We start from the raw sequence: 19,730 nt of genomic DNA on the forward strand, positions 1-19,730 counted from the left end.
TGCAAGCTATATAGGATCTTGGCTATACGATCAGGCTGCTTACGGCGAAACTCGTACCCAGGAATACGAAGCACAGCAGAATGCCGATGGCAGTGTTGCCCTTCTGCAGATGCTCGGATACTTTCAGCCCCGGTGTGACAAGCTCGAAAATCCAATAGGCGGCGATCAGGCAGACATAGCCCACCGCAAACCAGATCATCATAAACCAAATGGACGTATTGGTATAGGCGGCAACGCCCAGAATAATTGCCGTTGCCAGAAACTTTCCGCCCAGCGCCAGCCCTACCGCCATATTCCCCTTGCGCAGCTCATCCATGTCGCGGAATGGAGTCATCCAGCTGAAGATCAGCATGCCGAGCGTCTGCAGCAGGATAATGACAGCAACACTTACCACAATATTGATCACAATGGTCATCATGCCCACCCCCTGAATTTTGCATAGACCATATCATAGTCGCTGTAATCATGGACTTCTTCCACCATGATCATTACTTTTGTCACACTCTTGAGCGCCTTGTACCGATCATCGTCGATCGGCTGCTTGAGCTGATTGCCCGATGGCAGCGTCAGGACCGCAAAGTTCCGCGTCTTGCCCTGGTACTCCGTCTTGTATACCCCGACGAGCGGGACATTCGTCTTCAGCGAAATCTTCAAATTGTCGAGATCCGCCTTCGCTTTGGTCTGATCCGGATAGGATTTGAGAGTATTCCAGGCAGACAGCTTGACTTCATTGCTGCCGGTTTCGTTGGTCACCATATCCGCGCTCATGAACTGCAGCGTCCAGATTTTGGCGCCTGTTGCGTAGTTCCCGTCATTGGGCAAAAGTGTATTGTCAGGCAGAACGGTCATGTCGCTGCCGATCAAATCGCCGACCGTACCTTCAACAATCCGGTAATCCCACGGAATCCGCTGTGCTTCTCCGCCGGAAGCCGCAGCTGTATCGGAGGTGGTATGGAATACGGACGGTTGATCGGTCGAGCACGAGCTGAGGAGCAGACTGGCGAAGACGGCCAGCATCAGGATGCCGATCAGCTTCACGCGGCCGCGGCGGCGCATCATTCCGCGCTCTGCTGCTGAATCGCTTGCTCTGTTTTCTATCATTCTCTTTCTTTCACTCCCAACGCGATAAAATGGCTCGTATTTCCGGTAATCGGCCCTCCGGCTCTGCCGAGCAGCCCGCAGGGGGCGCCATTAAGCATGAACATGCCTGTCAGCAGATGAAATTCCCCTGCCGCCGTCTCGATGCGGGCAAGCTCTGCTCTTTTCTGGTACACCACAGGAAACAATTCGCTTGTATCATAACCGTGTTCATCTGCAAGCTCCAGTTTGCCCTGCGTGTCGAACAGCCTGACCGAGCCACCCTCGCGGCCGAACATTGATTTGGATACAAAGCTGCCTTCGAAGACCGGCTTGTTGTAGGTCGGGAGCATATACCGTCTGATCGCTTCCCGTTCCTCTTCATTAAACAACAGACCCAATTCGTACAGCCCCCATGCGGCGGCCTGCAGCCCCTTGGACTGGAGAATAATGCTGTGCGGGGAATTGAACAGCGTAAGGCTGCCGCTCTCAATCGCATAGGCAAGAGCGTCTCCGCCCTCATCGACAGCCATCCACTCTTTCGGGTACAAGGCGAACAACCGGTTGATCGGGGCTCCTTCCCCATCCTTCAATACCCCGTCGTCCACCCACAATTCCAGACAATCCGTACAGCGGACATCCAGTCCACTGTGCCGCACAAGCGCTTCGATGGTCCCGGAATCCTCAATATGGACCCCATAGCCTACACATGCGGCAGCCTCCGGCTGCTCCTCCGCCCAGGCAGCGGCAACCAGCTGCGCCATGCCTTCATTAGGAGATTCGAGCCCGGCAAGCTTGAACAGCCAGGGCGTCGCTATTGCAGCTTCCACATAACCTGTCGGCGTGTCCGCATTGAGCTCCAGCAGCTTGATCGTTCCATCGTGGGAGATGGCAAAGTCGAACCTGGCATACCGGCTGATCCTGCCTTCGGGAGGAAGCGGCAGCTGATCGATCGTATCCCATAATATCTCGGGGATGCCAAGCAGTACATAAAGCTCGCGTTTGCCTGCCAGATAACGCGCTGTCTTGTCAAGAACGAGCCACAGCATTGCGGATGCGCTCGCAAGCTCGCTGTATAGTGCCTCCGGCATGACAATCAGCTGGTCGATCCAGTAGGCCTCATCCTCGAGATCCGCCCAGGCGAAGCCGATTTCCTTCAGCTGGGCAACCCGGGCGGCTCGGTCGGAATGCGGCTGACCCAGCACCTCGAATATCGAAGAGGTCAACCGCCGAACCCTCCGGACGAACCGGAGCTTTTGCTCGATGATGAACTGAAGCCGCTGCTCGACTTGCTGCTGGACGAGCTTGAGCTTCCGGAGCTGGATGAGCTCAGCACGCTTGACTTGCCGCCGATTCCGCCGGGCTTGGAGGATGTGCTGCGGCGGGTAACGGAACCGGTCGTATTGGTCGTCTTGGGCCGGATGGTGGAGCCGACCACCGGCTTGTTCTGGAAGGTATCGCTCGTATAAGTCTTGGACTTATACGGCTTGGTCGTTCCGGCGTAATAGGTCGTATGCGAGGAAGACCATCCGGAAGCCGAATAAGAAGAGCCTCTATTAAAGAGCAAATGATAGAGAATCAGATCATCCCAGCCAAAGCCGGATGTCGCCCCGTTATTAATGATGACCGTATCAGGCGAGTTGCCGCCCAGCGTTCCCATGCTATCAGTTCCCGCAACAGCGCCGGCTCCCTCATCCAGCAGCGGGATGTTCCAATCGACCGCCGGGTCGAAATATTGCTTCACTTCGTCTGTCGACCACTCTACCAGCTTGGGCTGCCCGCTGCCTGTATCATCGGCCGCAAAAGCAGCAGAGCCGAAGGCCGCATTAGCCAGCAGCGCGATCCCAAGCGAGGTCGACAATATCCGAAGCGGCTTGCCGTCTTTGGTAAAAAGCTTGAATTTGACCGGTTCATCCGGTTTCTCTTCCCACTTCAACTGCTGTTCCCCCTGTCGCTGACATTTCTTATATGTTCTGCATCGGTACGACCAATATCTCCAGTTTTCCGTTATCCAGATTCAATCTGCCTTCCAGCGTCTCGTACTCGCGGCCGCTCACCGTTATATAATTAATATGCTCCAGCGAGGCGATCATGCTCGTCGACCATGTCCGTTCGTCGATCTGGCGCAAGCTGCCTTCGGGTTCTTTCTCATATAAGATGACTGCTATTCCGTTGTCCACATCTGTACACCCTTTCACTATGGAGTGTCTTCCATATTTTACAGTAACTGAATCCGGAAACACTTGTCAATCCAAGAATTGTCATAATTTGTTGAAAAACAGAGCATGCATCCTATATCCATTTTTCTTCGCTTTCATAAACAAAAAGAGCGGAATCCTCATTCTTGTTTATACCCGGTTTATAATAACACTCCTGAATCCTGTGGTATATACTGGATTTCCTTCCTTTGTTATCGGTATGCCGCTTTCTGAAAGTACAGCCGATATCGATTGCAGAAATTTTACAAAAAAAAGAACCTCAGAGGTTTAAAGACTCCCGAGGCTCTCGTATGGCTCATATTTAATAAAAATTTCCCCCATTGCCGATGACAGGCCGCGGCTGCGGATAGTAGCTTGGAAGTCCTTGATGGACGAATCCCTGGTTATAATTGATCTGCTGCTGGGCTGGCTGATAGGAATGATCCGGCTGGTAGGCTGACTCCGCTTGTTCCCGGGATTGATTCTTATTGCAATTGGCAGGGGGGCCGATGACGACTGTTTCTGTGATAGGCGCCAGTGTAGCCTTTACTGCAGCTTCATCGAGACAATAAGTGTGCGCGAATACATTCGCAGGCGTCAACCGCAGGAGATCGGAGCCCGGAATGAATTCCGGAATCGGCGCATCGAATATTGCCAGCAGATGGGTGTCGTCGACGGTCGCAACCTCGTAATGCCACCATCCCTGCGGCACATTCGCCACCTGCCCGGGCTGTATCGGAAAATTGCGCAGCTCCTTGGTGAACGGATTGATCAAGGATACAACGGCAGCACCAGAAATGCAGTAAACCAGCTCCGAAGCGTTTTGATGAATATGCGGCTCTATAACATTCCCCGTACTCAAATAGATATCAAGCAAAGAGGTATTTCCGAGTGTGTTCAACTGCTGGATGGATAATGCGTTGATTAAATTCCGCGAATCCTTTGTGAAGAAATTATTCTTGCTTACATCGTAAGAAAACTGTGCGGTAGGTGAAGCATAGTCCATATACGAAATCGCCAATATAAGCCCTTCCCTTCATGATCGTTCTAGACATTTGCCTTATTGGATAGGGTATGTGAATGCCTAGAACCGGGTGCGCCCATTATTCGTTACTTCCCCTCCTTTTCAATCCGATTACGTTGCGCTCAACCTCCAGTTATGCCGGCCAGCCTCACTGGCGCTGCGCCCATACTCGTCGTTTGTTAAATGTGATTCCCGCCTACCGGTATTGTTGATCGGCAGAAACGCTCCTTGCAGCCTCCTTGAAATTGACGAATTTAACATTTTTCTCATCCCAGAGCCGGTAACGGAATGCCTGCAGGCTTGCAGCAATATTGATCGTCGTGGCCTTTTGAAGCGCCGGTGTGTGAACATGCGCGGCTTCCAAATAATAGTTGGGCACTTTGGGACTGAGATGGTGGACATGGTGAAAGCCAATGTTTCCTGTAAGCCATTGCAGCCACCCGGGAAGCTTGTAATAGGAGCTCCCCTCCACAGCCGCGCTCACGAAGCTCCATTCCCGCTCCTTGACGAAGTAGGTATCCTCGAACTGGTGCTGTACATAGAAGAGCCAAACGCCCGCAGCCCCTGATATGAAAAATATCGGTCCATGTATCAGCAGAAACGGCTGCCATCCAATCGTAAAGCACAGCAGGAGCGGAATCCCGATGACGGCCGCATTGGTGAGATAGGTGTTGAGGCGTTCTTTCAGCTTGGCTTTCTTCTTGTTAAACCGATTGGCAATTATGAAAATATAGAACGGACCCAGGCCGAACATGACTAACGGATTGCGGTACAGACGATAAGCGAGCTTTGTCAGAGCTGGACTGGCCCTATATTCGTCAACCGTCAAAATCCACACATCACCCGTTCCCCGCTTGCTCAAATTGCCGCTGGTTGCGTGGTGTATGGCATGCTCGTGCTTCCACTTATGATAGGGGAAGAAGGTCAGAATTCCCGTCAGCGTTCCGAGGATCTCATTGGCCAACCGGCTTTTAAAGAACGAATAATGGCAGCAGTCATGAAACAGGATAAACGTCCGGATCAGAAATCCCGAAGCTGCAATGCTCAACCCGAGCGTAAGCCAATAGGAAACGCTGAGGCTGGCATAGGCGAGATACCATAGCAGAAAAAAAGGAATGACCGTGTTGCAAATTTGCCATATGCTGGACCTGAGATTTGATTTTTCAAATGGAGCCACGTCTTTCTTCAACTGCAGCTTAACCTGTGCGCTCATAGCAATCCTCCTGATCATGCTTCAATTATTGATGATTGAATAATTCAGTCAAAATTTAAAATACAAACTCCCTTTTTATTACCTTTTCCTGAGTCGCTGTATCTGTGATTACAGCCCCAATCGCTTACGTCTTCTATGGCTAGCTCTACTATAACGAAATCCATGAACGCGACAAACTGTCTGCAGAACGAAAATCACTCATCCGCTGGGCGGATCATTTCCCACGACTTATGGTTGTTTACATATTCCTGAACGCGAAGAAAACCGGACAGTGTTGTCCGGTTTTCAGTACACTTCTATTCATTACACAGCTGTCATCGCAAGCAGCAGACGGGCAGTCTCTTCCACGTTCGCTGCCTGGCTGACCGCCGAGATTACGGCAATTCCATCTGCACCCGCCTGCAAAACCGGGGCCGCATTCGCTATGCCGATACCGCCAATGCCAACAAGCGGAGCGGTTATTCCGGCATCCCTGATCCGGCGAATCATCTGCGGCCCCTGAACCTCCCTGGCGTCGAGCTTTGTGCTTGTAGGATACATCGGTCCCACGCCGAGATAATCGGCTCCCTGCTCCAATGCAAGCCGTGCTTCCTCCACATTATGCGCGGATACCCCAAGCAGCTTGCTTCCCAGCCTGCTGCGGATCCTGGGCACCTCTCCGTCTTCCTGGCCGATATGGAGGCCGTCCGCATCGAGACTGAGGGCAAGCTCAACGTCGTCGTTAACGATGAAAGGAATGCCGCTCTCCCGGCAAAGCAGCCGCAGCTGGCGGGCCAGCTCCAATTTGGCTAGGCCCGTCAGACAGCCGGTTCCTTTCTCCCGGAGCTGGAACATCGTGACTCCGCCCCTGATCGCCGCCTGCAGCACTTCAACCGGATTTCCTCCCGTGTTGACGCTCCCCATTACCAAATAAAGCCGAAGCTGCGGTCGGATATCCGTCATCCAGTTATTCAAGGACAGCCCCTCTTTCCTGCCGGTAAGCCCAATGATTCGTCGGGCCGTTACCGCTGCCCAAATCCAGTGAATGGGCAATGGCCGCCTGGATGAAGGCTTTGGCGGTACGCACCGCTTCGCGTACCGGATTACCCTTGGCCAGCTCCGCGGCTATGGCAGCCGAGAAGGTACAGCCGGTACCATGCGTATGCCGGGTCGCAATCCGCTCTCCGGTAAATTCCTCGCAGTATTCCCCGTCCGAGAACAAATCCACCGTGTGCAGCGCATCCTCCTCATGCCCGCCTTTGATCACCGCATAGCTCGCGCCCATAAGACAGATCGCTCTTGCGGCTTTCTTCTTGTCTTCTTTGCTGCTGATCCGGATGCCGGTGAGCGCTTCAGCCTCCGGGATATTCGGCGTTACCACCATCGCCAGCGGAATCAGGTGGCTGATCATGGTCTCGATTGCTTCCGCCTGCAGCAGCGGGGAGCCGCCCTTCGCCACCATTACGGGATCAACCACCAGCTGCAGCCATTCGTAATGCTTCACTTTATCGGCAACCGCCCTGATCAGCTCTGCGCTGAACAGCATGCCGGTCTTGAGTGCATCCGGCCTCAAGTCCGCTCCGATTGAATCCAGCTGCCGCGCAACAGCCAGGGCGTCCAGCGGAAATACTCCTTGAACACCAAGAGTGTTCTGCGCGGTAACGGCCGTGATCGCCGACATGCCGTAAACACCAAGCTCCTGAAAGGTTTTGATGTCGGCCTGTATGCCGGCCCCTCCACCGCTGTCCGAGCCGGCAATCGTTAACACCTTGCGAATCGTCATTGTCCAATCCTCCTCTTCGTCGCTGGTCTAGAACTCCGGTGAAAAAGACCGGCTGCGCATGCGGAAACGTCTTCCGATACTCGCAAGTGCTACAAGCGAGTTAGCCGCTTGTCACTTGTCGTGGAGCTGTTGTACGCTTGAATTTTTTAATTTTGGATAGCTTTGGTGCAAAACCATCCACGGTATGGATGTGGATGGTTTTGCACCCTGTTTGTTAAATTCGGGGTACAAAGGCCGTAAGTGGATGCTAAGAAGCAGCTTTCTTACGAAAGCTTTCAGCTTACGCTTCTCCAGACTATTTCCGCCTGCTCCGTCTGTTATTCAACATACGTCTAGACCATAACCAATCCGCCATCGACTCTCAGACATTGTCCGGTTATGAATGAGCCCCAATCGGACGCCAGCATCAAGACGCCTCCGGCAATATCCTTCGGCACAGCCAGCCGCCCAAGCGGGGTCAGCCGAATAATCGCCTCGCGCACATCCTCCGGTGTCTCGCGGCTGGAGTCGGCCCCTTGCGTCAGGCCGGCTGCCACGCAGTTGACGTTGATGCCGAATGCCCCAAGCTCCGCAGCGAGATTCCGGCTGTACCCGAGCAGGGCGGCCTTCGCCGTCGTATAATCGTGGTAAGGCACAACGGGGAAATCAATCAGGTTCGTCACGATATTAATGATCCGTCCTTCACCCTGCTGCTTCATTATCGGGATCACGGCCTTGCAAATATGAAAAGCGCCACCCAGACTGCCGTCCAGCTGACGCTGATAATCCGCCCAGTCAAGGCTCCATGCGGTTTGGCGCGTCTTCGGATTGAAGGAATACTGGCTGAGCGCATTATTCACCACGATATCAATGCCTCCGAAGCCATCCGCAATGGCTGCTACCATCCGCTGCACTTCATCCCCATTCGTCACATCCGCCTGCATCGCTGCCCCATCGCCGCCGCTCTCCCTGATTCTGGACACGACCTCTTCCGCCAGCTTCCCGCTGCGCAAATAATTGACGACCACAACTGCGCCCAAAGCTCCGAAAGCCAAAGCGACAGCTGCACCAATGCCGCGGCTGGCTCCGGTTACGAGGACGACTTTGTTCCGGAAATCCATATCGCTCCCCTCCTCTGCTGCTTATTCCATATCGGGATCATACAGCTCCGCTCCCTGCTCTGCGCTCCACTCCATATCTGTCCAGCGCAGCAGATCCAGCAGATTGTACCGGCCGTCATGATGCCAGCCGGCAGGCGTGCGCGTCATTTGGCCCAAGGCGCAAATCCGGTTGATCCCTGCTGCGCCAAGGCGTCCCGCAAGACGCTGAAGCCGGGCCGGCCCCACTGCTATCCCCACAGATTGGGAGTATTGCCGGTGAAGCGGCATGGCCGCTATCGTTTCTTCGAGCGACAGACAGCCAATGACATGAACCGTCCGGTTCAAGGGAGAAGCCTGCAGCTCTCCGGAGGGATGATAGATCACCGTCCATTCCGTGCCTCGCTTGCTGCCGTAAACGGCGGTTCCCGCTCCATTCAAGGCTGCCAGCTCGTATTGGTTCCGAAGCGCATGGATAGCCTGCGCTTCTTCCCTGGTGACAGCCGCCCGCGGCTTCCTGAGCTGAAAGCGCTGAAGCTCGGCTGCGAGCAGCTGGGCAAACTGCTGCGGCGGCACCGAACCGCCCGACTCCACAAACACCGAGTGGGGAGACAGGCAGCTTTGCTGATCATAGGTGCTTACGTCCTGAGCGAGCCGGTGCACCGTATCCTGATAACGGTCGGGGGTCAGCGCCTCCCTTCCCACCATGGCAAAGCTGATTTTATGTCCGTAGCTGACCAGCCTTTTATACTCCGGCAGCCTGCCGCGGATTTGCCGGACCGCTTCATCCGAGCCATAGGCGACCACGACCTCCGCTGCCTCCATTGCCGGAGCCTCCAGCTCAAGGCTGCCGCCCTTCCAGGGAAGAACGGCAATGGAATCAGCCAGCTTCGGGTCGATTTGCCGCAGCGACTCGGTGAACAGAACAGCCATGACAGGTTCGGACGAGGCGGTCTTGGAGAGGATGGCAGATTTGACCAACAGCCCCATGACCAGACTCCAGACCGGCAGACCCGGAACATTGCCCGAGCTTACCTGATAGATGAGCTCCGGTCCATAGGCTCTGCTCATCCCGCCGGTTCTGCGGGGCCGGAATTCATCCAGCACGTCGCTTGAGTCCAATTCCTCCTCCAGGAAACGGAGCAGCTCTTTCCTGCGGAACAAGCGCATGAATCGTTTGAGCTCCAGCCTGATCATATCCCGGTCATAGCCGGTCAGAGCCGGAAGCCAGCTCTCCGCCTTCCTCCGCAGCTCATAATCCGGATTCGTCCACAGCTGCACGGCGGCATCGATAACATCCACAATCTCGCCGGTTCGCAGACCAGCCAGGTAAGCGGTGCGATTCATTGTCACCTTCGCGGCAATTTCTTCTATTTTGGACCGGCTCAGAATTGGAAATGACAGAATGACGGTTCCCTCGGATGTCTCAAGCCGCCGTTCCGTGAAGCCGTCAAAGATAATTCCGCGGGGCACCGCGTAGGCCGGATAGAAAGGGGGCTCTGCTGCTGATTCCCGACTCACCCACCCCACGGCCCCTTCTTCCCTATCCATTCCACGCCGCCTGCTTCAATTGATCGACAGCGATCGAGCAGCCGCGCGCCTCCGAGCCCTGAAGGCGGCCCTCCAGCATCAATCCCCTGTCGGTCATATAGCCAGTATCCTCGGTCAATATAGCCAGACTCGAATTCCAGTTTGCCAGATCGAAATGGGCCAGAACACCGGATTCACCCTGGCTGACCGGCTCCAGCGTATCGGGATCAAGCACCAGCGTTCTGATCCACGCCGGGCCCGATTTCACGTACATGGGCTGCGCATCCGAAACACTCGAGCTCACCGTCCGGTCATAGAGCTGGGAACTCAGCTCCGTCATCCCGTACATATTCACGAACCGGCTGCGGTCCAGACAAAAGGCAGCTGTAAAAGCCTGATGCAGCTCCTCCACCGACACTTCCCGCGCCTGCCCTTTCAGGCCGCCGGTATCGAACACGAGACTGCCTGCGGGCAAAGTGAACTGAAGCGAGCGAGCCTGGCAATAATCAAGAAAATGAACATAGGAGAAGGTGGTTCCCAGGATCAGAACCGGCTCCACGCGGCCCTGAACAGCCTGCATTGCCGAAGCCAGCCCCTCTATATCAAGCCCCGATCCGGCATGATAGAAGTTACGGCTGTCCTCACTCCCATACAGCTCTACGGCCCGGCTGACATAACGGGACAGCGAGGAATTCGGATTCAGATCGCTGCCTGGCGAGATAACCCAAATCGTCATCCGCCGGGGATCCGGCAGCACGAAGTCGGCAAATGACAAAGCCATCGACTTGTCCCACACCTGAAGGGTCGGGTGGTAATTGCGCCCCTTCTTGTCCGCATTCGTCGTTCCGCTGGTCATGAATACCGCTTCCGCCTCTTCCGGCGGCTCGCAGGACAAGGTCAACTCCTTGAAGCCCTGAATCGGCAGCGGCGGAATTCCTCTCCATTCCCGGACGTTGAGCGGTGATTTCCGGCGCGCCTGGCAGTACTTCCGGTAAGGGATATTATATTGAAACTGGTACTGAAAAAGCTGCAGCGCCAGCTTATTGTAGGCTTCCTCCAGTGCAGGTTCGCCGCTCTCGGCAACCGATCGGTCACCGAACCGCTCCATAAAAGCCAGAATTTCCTGTACAATGACTGCGGATTCGTTTCTCATGAGCTCAGCTCCCTTGGCTTGGGCCTGAATATCCGGAACCAGCCGGGTATGTTGACAAGCAGCAGCTGCAGAACAATGGCGGACAATGCGCCAACCATGATCGTGTTGGACAGGAACTTACCGGCAAAGCCTGCGGCGCCCTCAAAAATAGGTGGCAGTGAAATTGCCAGCAGGATGGAGAGGCCGGCAATCGTGAAATTCGCTTCCGTCTTGGCCATACGGCCCAGGATGCCGACACCGGAATAGATCAGCGAAGCGGCGGCCGGCAGGAATAAGCCTCCCACGACGGCACCAGGCGTCACGACCAGAATCGCCCCGGCTTTAGGCACAAAACCGAGAATCAGGAAGATCACGCCCGCAGCCGTAACTGCATGCCGTGAACCGATTCCCGTAAGACGCAGCAGCCCGACATTTTGCGCATAAGCGGTTGTCGGGAACCCGCCAATCAGCGTGGATACCACCGAGCCTGCCGCTTCTCCGGAGAATCCGTACCGGATCCGCTTGGCGGTCAGCGGTACGCGCACCATATCCGAGGCGGCGTGATAGACGCCCATCGCTTCGATGACTGCAACCACATACGCGAAGAAGAAGGTTGCGAAGGTTGGCAGGTCCAGGGTGAGAGAGCCGTAAGGGAGAAAATGCGGCAGTCCGAACCAGCTTTTTTCCGCAACGGAGGAGAAGTCGATCTGGCCCCATCCGAACGCGATCAGATCGCCAACCAGCAGCGCGATCAGGAAAGCGAAGGAACGCAGAACCCCTTTTGCAAATACAGATAGCAAAATAACGACAAGCGCCGTTGCAATCGACATGCTCAGCACCGGAGCGGTCGCGAAGGTGTCCGTGCCGGGCGACCCGCCCAGAAATTCGGAGAGCGTAAAGCCTGAGAGCGCAATCCCGACAACCAGAATCACGGAGCCAGAAACCACCGGAGAGAAGATCGATTTCAACCGGCCCAGCACGCCTGTAACGGCCAATGCAAAGACGATAAGTCCGCTCAAAATAATGCCGCCGCCCGCCGCCGCCAGTCCGTTATCCTTGCCTGCGGAAATCATCAGGGAATCGAAGGCGGCCGATGGCCCCTGTACAACCGGAAGCTTGACCAGGCGTGTCGCCTGGACCAGCGTGACCAGCCCTGCCGCGATGAATATCGCGTTGACCATATTGGCGGCAAGGGCCATCGGCAGACCGATCAATGCGGCCACAAATACGGGATCCAGCCATACATTGGATACAAATACATGCTGCAAGCCATAAAGAATATTTTTATGCGCCGGAAGCTTCTCTTCCACTCCGACACTCAGATAGACCGGCTCCTGTTCGGGCAAGTCCTGCGCGCTTTCTCGTTCCTGCATGCTCATAATTCTCCCTTTCCTGCATTAACCTTGGAATGACACTTGAAGCTTGCTTCCCGAACCAGACAGGATTCGTCTGAAGCGCTGACGATAACTTGTTCATCGCCTTCTCAGGCTATCCAAGATAGCGGTGGTAAAGGCTTTTGGCTTCGGCCTCATCGCTGGTGCCGTGCACCAGCGCCCTTCCATCCTGGAAGAGCACAAGCCGGTGAGGGGCAATATGCAGCGTGACCAAATATCCGTTGAACTCTACGCGCCCCTGCTGCGCCAGCTTGGCTGCTTCCGCTTCCAGGTCGCGTTTCACGGGAGCGGGCGGACGAATCTGAACGGTATCTCTTCCGCATAACACCGCCGTTCTCGTATGGTTCGATGCCGACAGGAACGGGTAGGTCGGCCTGCTCCCGCAGGAGAGGCAGTGCTCCTTCTTCAGCTTCTCCACCGCGATGGAGGAATGCTGGTTGTTCCACAGATCGAAGGAAGTCAGCTTGCCGCGAAGCGCCTCGCGCCCGCCTGTGAGCAGCTTGAGCGCCTCCGCCGTCTGATAGGCGACTACCATTTGCACCGCAGGGCTGATAATGCCAGCCGTGTCGCAGGTCGCTCCCCCAAGCGGGACGGTTTCGAGCAGACAGTTCAAGCACGGCGTTTCGCCCGGAAGGATCGTGTAGGTGATGCCGTAGCTGCCCACACAAGCCCCGTAAATCCAGGGGATACGATGCTTCTGGGAAATATCATTGATAAGCAGCCGCGTGTCGAAATTGTCCGTAGCATCGATAATGACATCCACTCCCCGGACCAGCTGCTCAATGTCGCGGGTCGTCACATCCATGATCAACGCCTCGATCTCAACCTCCGAATTAAGCGACTGGAGCCGCTCCTTCGCGGCAATCGCTTTGGGCATCCGCCGCTTCGCGTCGTCTTCGCTGAATAATTGCTGACGCTGGAGATTGCTCCACTCCACATAATCGCGGTCCACAACCGTCAGCTTCCCGACACCCGCGCGCACGAGCGCTTCGGCGTTGCCCGTGCCCAGCGCTCCTGCTCCAATGAGCAGAACATGCTTGCTTCCAAGCTTCTCCTGCCCGGCCGTGCCAATGGGAGGAAACAGCTCCTGCCTGGAATAACGCCCGTTCAATTGGAGCTCCAGCCTTCCATCGGGCTGCTGGCCGACGCATACCGTTTCTTCGGAATTCTTCCCGCCTCGAAGCCCAGCCTTCCCGCCTCAATGGCAAGCTTCATCGCCAAAGCCATCTTGACAGGGTCCTTGGCGCCGGAGACCGCCGTGTTCAACAGCACGCCATCAGCGCCCATCTCCATCGCAATCGCAGCATCCGACGGTGTACCGATTCCCGCATCCACGATGACAGGAACGGTCGCCTGTTCAATAATGAAGCTGAGATTCAGCGGATTGATAATCCCAAGCCCTGTGCCGATCGGCGATGCGCCCGGCATGATGGCATGCACGCCCAAATCCTGCAGACGTCTGGCCAGCAGAACATCATCGGACGTATATGGCAGAACGGTGAACCCTTCGGCAAGCAGCATCTCGGACGCCTTCAGCGTCTCGATGGGATCGGGCAGCAGCGTCTTGAAGTCGCCAATCACCTCGACCTTGATCATATCGCAAAGCCCGGAAGCTTTGGCCAGTCTGGCAATTCGCACCGCTTCCTCCGCGGTCTTGGCCCCTGCCGTATTCGGCAGCAGCGTGTAGCGGCTCACATCCAGCATCTCCAGAAAATTAGGCTGGCTAGCCTCAAAAATATTCATCCTTCTCACGGCGAACGTCAGAATCTGCGATTCCGAAGCCTCGACGGCCTGCTTCTGGATTTCAAAATCCGGGAACTTCCCTGTGCCGAGCAGCAGCCGGGAATGAAATTCATGTGCTCCAATCTTCAACATATCAGCCACCTCCTACAAAATGGACAATCTCAATACGGTCTCCGTCCGACAGACGGGTATCCTGGTGAGCGGACTTTTCCAGAATGCTCTGGTTCCACTCAACGATCACTACCTTCTCCTCCAAACCGAAATGACGGAGCAGGTCGTGTACGGATGCTAAAGTACCGGGCACTTCAACGTTCTCGCCATTAATGTGCAAATTCATCCTGGTTCATCGCTCCTTTCATGTCCATCTGCCGGTTCAATCGAAAAGCGTCGAGATAATCGGCCTCTGCCGCTTTTCCCTCCGCCCAATCAGCGGCCAATTGCCCGGTAATGGGACTAAGCAGTATGCCATTGCGATAGTGGCCGGCCGCCACATACAAGCCCCGCAGCTCCTTATGCTCCCCCAGGAAAGGCAATCCGTCCGCGGTCTGCGGCCGCAGTCCCGACCAGGCTTTTTCCCATTCCGCATGCACAATATCCGGAACCAGCAGCTTGGCAGCTTCGAGGAGTTTGCCAATCCCCCCCAGCGTGACTTTGCGGTCATAGGAATGCTCTCTCATCGTGGCTCCGACAATAAGCCGTCCGCCCTTCTTGGGAACGAGATAACAATCATCGCTGAAGATCGTCGCTTGCACCAGCGGCGCATGGGTAAGCACCGAGAAGCATTCTCCCTGAACAGGGAAAACAGGACTTGAAAGTCCAGCCTGCTCCATTAGCGGTCCGCTCCAGGTGCCGGAGGCAATGACGATGCGGCTGCCATACAAGGTTGTGTCCCGGGTGCGGACGCCGCATACAGAGCCCTGCTCCAGCACAAGCGATTGAACCTCCGCATATTCCCGTATATCCGCTCCCAGCGCCGCGGCTGCCTTGGCAAAAGCAAGGGAAAGCTCCGGGGCCAGCACATGCCCGTCCTCTTCAACAAGCATGGCGCCCAAAATATCCGGGGCAAGCGCCGGCTCGAGCTTGCGAACCTCACGACCGGTCAGCCAGCTTGCCTGTTGCCCCGCTTTGCGCTGAAATTCAATCGCATGCTGAAGCTCGTTCATCTGTTCGACGGTTGTGGCGATGCGAAGCAGCCCCTTGCGCTCCAGACCGATATCAATTCCGCTGAGCTCTCGAAGCTGGGCGGCAAGTGAGGGGAAGAGCGCGCGGCTGCGGAGGGCCAGCTCGAATAATGGCCCCGCTTCGTTGATTTCCGCCTGTGCGGCAAGCATGCCGGCAGCGGCATTGGAGGCCTGCCCGGCAAGCCGGTCACGCTCCAGCAGCACAACCTTCATGCCTCTTGCCGCCATATGGTAAGCGATCGAGCTTCCAATCACCCCTCCGCCCACAATGATCGCATCAAAAGTATTCGTCATCTGATTCGTCTCCTCGTCTGTTCAAAGCTTCGGCATACTGCAAGGCGGCCCGCAGAGGATCCGCCGCCTGCATAATGCCCGACAGCACCGCTACACCCGCTGCTCCTGCTGCCCGAACCTGCTGCACGCGCTCCGGATTAATTCCGCCAATGGCGATTACGGGTATATCTGCGCTCCGGACCATATGCGCCAGAGCGCCGATCCCTCTCGGCTCCTGCCCCGGCTTGGAAGCCGTTGCGAATATATGGCCATAAATCAGGAAATCCGCTCCCTGCTGCCCGGCCAGGACAGCCTCCTCTATTCCATGCACGGAGCAGCCCAGCCGAAGTCCGGGAAAAGCCATTCTGGCTTCTCTTACGCCCAAACTGCGGTAGGATAGCTGAGCGCCCTGCAGCCGGGCGGCCCAAGCTACATCGATACGGTCATTAATCATTATTTTCCCGGCCGGAACGCTTTCGGCCAGCAGAGATTGCACGCCCTGCCACAGCTCGAAAGCATTCCTCGCCGGTTCCCGCAGATGAAAGGAAGTCACATACGGATGAATCTTCCCGGCAGTCCTCGCATAGGCTTCCAGATCCTGCCGGCCATCCGAAATTATATGTAATTCCAGTGCCGTCAAACTATCACCGCCCTCCCAGACTACGGTATGGATAAAAACACAAAAAAGACCACCCTCCAGATAAGAAGGCGGCCCTGTTCAACTAGGCAATAGCATACTTATTCATATGCCGATAGACCAATCGTGAGACCACTTCCCTACGCTGGTATTACCCAGATCAGGTGCAAAGGGTTTGAATTCATCTTCAATCTCAGCCATTCGGCTCCCCTAGTGATACATCCTATGCAATTGGCTTTATACTATCACGAATGCTAGAAAAAGCAAATAAAAATCTGTTGGAAGGCTGCAAATATGCGGGTCCAACCTTATGTGGCCAGGAAGAAGCCGCATCTGAAAGGGTAAGCGTTGGGACATTATTTTCCTCTCAATACCCGCCGGCATACGGGCTTTTCGGCTCTGCTCCCTGATGGTCGAACTTCGCCATATAGGCCCCTCTCTTCTCGACTGTTTCTGCCGAGGAAGTCATCGCCTGCTTCAGATCCCCTTTATGCACGTCATTCACGATCCAGCGCTGCCCGAAACCGGCATGCACCACTTCATCGGCCCAGTCGAAGTCCTGGAAGGTCGTCATGAGCGGATCCCGGGCAATGTCGCGGCAAAATTCCCATTCCTCGCGCTTGCCAGGCGGGTATTTCATCGCCGCTTTCTCAATGGCAATCGTCAGATGCGTATAGGCCTCGTCCGGCTCGAACAGCTGCAGCGTCATGTCCAGCCAGCCCGTCCAGTTCGGCTTGTCGTATATATCATAGCCCTTGACGCGCAGCGCCGCTTCGCCGAACCAGGAATGTCTGACCTCGTCCCAGGCATGCCTGGCGGTATCAAGGTAGAACTCCCAGGGCTTGCCTTCGGATTGAAAGTGGACGCAGGCAACCGCTTCCGCCGGAGACATCTCGAAGAAGCGCGTAAACATCATCATTTCGAATCGGCCCGCCTCGGAGTCCTCGAACTGAAATTCCTTGAATTTGCTCACTGCGCTGCGGAACCGCTCGTCGCGCGTGCTGGAAGCAGGCAGCTCGAATGGCTGGGCGGCAACCGCAAGCTCTGGATCGGGCTCCTCCTTGGCGAGATCCCCGTCAATCCCTCCGGCTGCAGCCAGCAAATTACGAAGGTATCCGACCCAGCGGTCGGCATCGGTCACCTCTTTCTCAGTGGCCTCGGCCGTGAAATGCCGTACGGCCTCATTCCCCCACTCCAGCTGCTCCTCCCGGTCCATCAATTGATGCTTCAATAAATGAATCGTCGGCTCATCGACAATGGGCTGGGCGCTTGCCATATATGCCCGCGCAGAGCGGATTTGATCCGGTTTCACCACCTCGAACAACGCTCTCATCAGCTGCAGCGTATCCGCGGATTTCAGCACCTCGTCCATCAGCAGCTCCAGATTCGGGTCCGGCGACTTGTCGAAGGCCGACGAGCTCATTCGGAGCTGCTTGCAGCGGCTGCGCAGCTGATCGCAATGCGAGGCATCCTGCCACATCAGGCGGGAAAGCGCCCCCTTCACCTCGTATTCGGGGCGCGCCACCATATGCCCGGCCTCAAGCTTCATCAATCTGCGGTCCACATAGCCGATTCGATGCAATTTGTGGGATGATTCCGCTACCGACATGCCTACTTTGCCATAATTCTTGATTCCCATAAATGGATGCAGCATATAAATATTCCTCCCCGCAAATAAAAGTACTCTATTAACCCTTCAATCCGGTTGTAGAAATTCCTTCTACAAAATGCTTTTGCGCCAGGAAAAAGATAATCATGCAGGGCAGCATCGTCAGTAATGACATCGCCATGATCTGATTCCATTGAATATCATAGGTGGCGTCGATTGACATTCTCAGCGCCAGTTGAAGTGTAAATTTGCTGACGCTGTTCACATAGATCAGCGTGTTGAAAAATTCATTCCACAGCCAGATGAATTGAATTATACTGACGGAGAACAGCGCAGGCTTGCACAGCGGCATCAGGATCCGGGTCAGAATCGTAAAGGAATTGCAGCCGTCTATTTTCGCCGATTCATCCAGCTCGCTCGGCAGACCGCGTATAAATTGAACCATCATAAAGATGAAGAACGGATATCCCCCGAGGAAAGCCGGAACGACAAATGGCAAATAGCTGTCCAGCCATCCGAAATTCCGGAACAGCAGGTAACGCGGAATGATCAGCACCGCATGGGGCAGCATCAATGTTGCTATCATGACTGCCAGCAGCACCTTCTTCAGCGGAAATTGAAACCTTGTGAATCCGTAGGCGACAAGAACGCTTGAGACGACCGTACCGATGACAGTGGGAACGACCAGCAGAAAGGAATTGGCGTAGAACGTTCCGAACGTGAATTGACCGGAGCCCTTCCAGCCCTCCACAAAACCGTCCCAGATCACCCGCTTCGGAATTAATCCGATTGAAGTATAAATCTCTGCATTGGACCGGAAGGAAGCCGCCGCCATCCAGAGCAGCGGGTAGATCATAATAAAGCCGAATACGATCAATACCAGGTAAGCGCCGATTTTGGACAGATTCTTCATCATTTGCCACCATCTTCGTAGTACACCCATTTGGATGAGGATTTAAAAATAACCAGTGTAAAAATCATTATAATGACGAACAGCACCCAGGATTGTGCTGACGCGTAGCCCATTTTAAAATACTTGAACCCGTTCTCATAAATAAGCAGCCCGTACAGGTAGGTGGAATTCAGCGGTCCGCCGCTTGTAATCACCATCGCCGCGGTAAACTCCTGGAAAGCGTTCACCATCTGCATGATGAGGTTAAAGAAAATAATTGGCGTAATGAGCGGAAACGTGATGCTGACGAACATCCGGGACCGGGATGCCCCGTCGATCCGCCCCGCTTCATACAGCTCACCGGGCACCTGCTTGAGCGCCGCGAGGAACAGGACCATGGACGATCCGAACTGCCACACTGTCAGCGCGCTGATCGTATACAGGGCAATATCCGGACTTCCCAGCCAATCGATCGGAGCGATGCTCAGCTTCCCCGTCATCTGATTGACCAGCCCTTCCCTGGAGAAGAGATATCTCCAGAGCAGAGCTACCGCGGCGCTGCCTCCCATAATGGAAGGCAGATAATAAATGGTGCGGAAGAAATTGATCCCCTTCAGCTTTCTGTTCAGAAGAATGGCAATCAACAGAGCGAAAGCAAGCTTCAAGGGGACCGCGATGACGGCATAGATAAAGGTAACCTTCAACGATTGCAGAAACAGCTTGTCACGGGTAAACATCTCGATGTAATTTTGAAGACCGACGAAATTGGGACTCTTGAACATATTCAGATCCGTAAACGAATACAGCAGGGATGAGATAAACGGATATAATTCGAAAATAGCAAACCCGAGTAGCCATGGACCGATATAGAGAAAGCCTATATATTTCCATCTGCGGTTCCTGCTTTTTTTGGGTGACTTGAGCTTCGCATTCGCTGCAGCGGCATTGGATACTGATTCACTCACAAGCTCTGTTCCCTCCTTTGCCCA

Annotated in this window: 21 protein-coding genes and 1 riboswitch; all 21 genes read right to left on the reverse strand. The window is 55.1% G+C overall.

The features are described from left to right. Window positions 1-22 precede the first annotated feature (22 nt). Window positions 23-415, reverse strand: coding sequence for a DUF350 domain-containing protein (locus tag AC0YOA_RS05235; RefSeq protein ID WP_210039663.1), 393 nt, complete (start codon window positions 413-415; stop codon window positions 23-25). Next, window positions 415-1,101, reverse strand: a complete 687-nt coding sequence (locus tag AC0YOA_RS05240) for a signal peptide protein (RefSeq protein ID WP_475785715.1) — start codon at window positions 1,099-1,101, stop codon at window positions 415-417. Before AC0YOA_RS05240 ends, AC0YOA_RS05235 begins: the two co-directional genes overlap by 1 nt. Continuing rightward, entirely contained in the window at window positions 1,098-2,303 is a 1,206-nt protein-coding gene (locus AC0YOA_RS05245) for a glutathionylspermidine synthase family protein (protein ID WP_475785716.1), read from the reverse strand. The genes AC0YOA_RS05240 and AC0YOA_RS05245 overlap by 4 nt, the downstream gene beginning before the upstream one ends. Then, window positions 2,300-3,013, reverse strand: coding sequence for a hypothetical protein (locus AC0YOA_RS05250; RefSeq protein ID WP_475765384.1), 714 nt, complete (start codon window positions 3,011-3,013; stop codon window positions 2,300-2,302). The genes AC0YOA_RS05245 and AC0YOA_RS05250 overlap by 4 nt, the downstream gene beginning before the upstream one ends. Window positions 3,014-3,041: 28 nt before the next feature. After that, window positions 3,042-3,257 carry a hypothetical protein gene (locus AC0YOA_RS05255; RefSeq protein ID WP_210039610.1) on the reverse strand — a complete coding sequence of 72 codons (216 nt, stop codon included), beginning with the start codon at window positions 3,255-3,257 and terminating at the stop codon, window positions 3,042-3,044. Window positions 3,258-3,597: 340 nt separating this feature from the next. After that, on the reverse strand, window positions 3,598-4,296 hold the full coding sequence (locus AC0YOA_RS05260; protein WP_475785717.1) for a cupin domain-containing protein: 699 nt from the start codon (window positions 4,294-4,296) through the stop codon (window positions 3,598-3,600). A gap of 199 nt (window positions 4,297-4,495) precedes the next feature. After that, window positions 4,496-5,512 (reverse strand): Delta(5) desaturase DesA, encoded by a 1,017-nt coding sequence (gene desA / locus AC0YOA_RS05265; RefSeq protein WP_475785718.1) that lies wholly within the window; start codon window positions 5,510-5,512, stop codon window positions 4,496-4,498. A 303-nt stretch (window positions 5,513-5,815) separates the two neighbouring features. Continuing rightward, window positions 5,816-6,454, reverse strand: coding sequence for a thiamine phosphate synthase (thiE, locus tag AC0YOA_RS05270; RefSeq protein ID WP_475785809.1), 639 nt, complete (start codon window positions 6,452-6,454; stop codon window positions 5,816-5,818). Window positions 6,455-6,458: 4 nt separating this feature from the next. Next, window positions 6,459-7,274 carry a bifunctional hydroxymethylpyrimidine kinase/phosphomethylpyrimidine kinase gene (gene thiD, locus AC0YOA_RS05275; protein ID WP_475785719.1) on the reverse strand — a complete coding sequence of 272 codons (816 nt, stop codon included), beginning with the start codon at window positions 7,272-7,274 and terminating at the stop codon, window positions 6,459-6,461. 332 nt (window positions 7,275-7,606) lie between these two features. After that, window positions 7,607-8,374, reverse strand: a complete 768-nt coding sequence (locus AC0YOA_RS05280; RefSeq protein WP_475785720.1) for an SDR family oxidoreductase — start codon at window positions 8,372-8,374, stop codon at window positions 7,607-7,609. Between the two features lie 21 nt (window positions 8,375-8,395). Next, window positions 8,396-9,871, reverse strand: coding sequence for an acyl-CoA reductase (locus tag AC0YOA_RS05285; RefSeq protein WP_475785721.1), 1,476 nt, complete (start codon window positions 9,869-9,871; stop codon window positions 8,396-8,398). A gap of 22 nt (window positions 9,872-9,893) precedes the next feature. Beyond that, window positions 9,894-11,033 carry a LuxE/PaaK family acyltransferase gene (locus tag AC0YOA_RS05290; RefSeq protein WP_475785722.1) on the reverse strand — a complete coding sequence of 380 codons (1,140 nt, stop codon included), beginning with the start codon at window positions 11,031-11,033 and terminating at the stop codon, window positions 9,894-9,896. Next, on the reverse strand, window positions 11,030-12,385 hold the full coding sequence (locus AC0YOA_RS05295; RefSeq protein ID WP_475785723.1) for a uracil-xanthine permease family protein: 1,356 nt from the start codon (window positions 12,383-12,385) through the stop codon (window positions 11,030-11,032). The genes AC0YOA_RS05290 and AC0YOA_RS05295 overlap by 4 nt, the downstream gene beginning before the upstream one ends. 115 nt (window positions 12,386-12,500) lie before the next feature. Then, a complete protein-coding gene (locus AC0YOA_RS05300; protein ID WP_475785724.1) occupies window positions 12,501-13,517 on the reverse strand; it encodes a thiazole biosynthesis adenylyltransferase ThiF in 1,017 nt (338 codons plus the stop codon). Next, entirely contained in the window at window positions 13,514-14,281 is a 768-nt protein-coding gene (locus AC0YOA_RS05305; protein WP_475785725.1) for a thiazole synthase, read from the reverse strand. The genes AC0YOA_RS05300 and AC0YOA_RS05305 overlap by 4 nt, the downstream gene beginning before the upstream one ends. A 1-nt stretch (window position 14,282) precedes the next feature. After that, a complete protein-coding gene (gene thiS / locus AC0YOA_RS05310) occupies window positions 14,283-14,486 on the reverse strand; it encodes a sulfur carrier protein ThiS (RefSeq protein WP_210039620.1) in 204 nt (67 codons plus the stop codon). Beyond that, on the reverse strand, window positions 14,470-15,624 hold the full coding sequence (gene thiO, locus AC0YOA_RS05315) for a glycine oxidase ThiO (RefSeq protein WP_475785726.1): 1,155 nt from the start codon (window positions 15,622-15,624) through the stop codon (window positions 14,470-14,472). Before thiO ends, thiS begins: the two co-directional genes overlap by 17 nt. Beyond that, window positions 15,608-16,243, reverse strand: a complete 636-nt coding sequence (locus tag AC0YOA_RS05320; RefSeq protein ID WP_475785727.1) for a thiamine phosphate synthase — start codon at window positions 16,241-16,243, stop codon at window positions 15,608-15,610. Before AC0YOA_RS05320 ends, thiO begins: the two co-directional genes overlap by 17 nt. Before the next feature lie 117 nt (window positions 16,244-16,360). Further along, a riboswitch (TPP riboswitch) is annotated at window positions 16,361-16,462 on the reverse strand. Between the two features lie 145 nt (window positions 16,463-16,607). Further along, the gene (locus AC0YOA_RS05325; protein WP_475785728.1) at window positions 16,608-17,894 is read right to left on the reverse strand and encodes a hypothetical protein; all 1,287 of its coding nucleotides are present in this window, start codon (window positions 17,892-17,894) and stop codon (window positions 16,608-16,610) included. Window positions 17,895-17,928: 34 nt separating this feature from the next. Next, the gene (locus tag AC0YOA_RS05330; RefSeq protein WP_379113025.1) at window positions 17,929-18,765 is read right to left on the reverse strand and encodes a carbohydrate ABC transporter permease; all 837 of its coding nucleotides are present in this window, start codon (window positions 18,763-18,765) and stop codon (window positions 17,929-17,931) included. Then, window positions 18,762-19,706 carry a carbohydrate ABC transporter permease gene (locus tag AC0YOA_RS05335; protein ID WP_475785729.1) on the reverse strand — a complete coding sequence of 315 codons (945 nt, stop codon included), beginning with the start codon at window positions 19,704-19,706 and terminating at the stop codon, window positions 18,762-18,764. The genes AC0YOA_RS05330 and AC0YOA_RS05335 overlap by 4 nt, the downstream gene beginning before the upstream one ends. Window positions 19,707-19,730: the final 24 nt, after the last annotated feature.

The sequence above is a fragment of the Paenibacillus sp. JT22N12 genome, assembly GCF_056269365.1.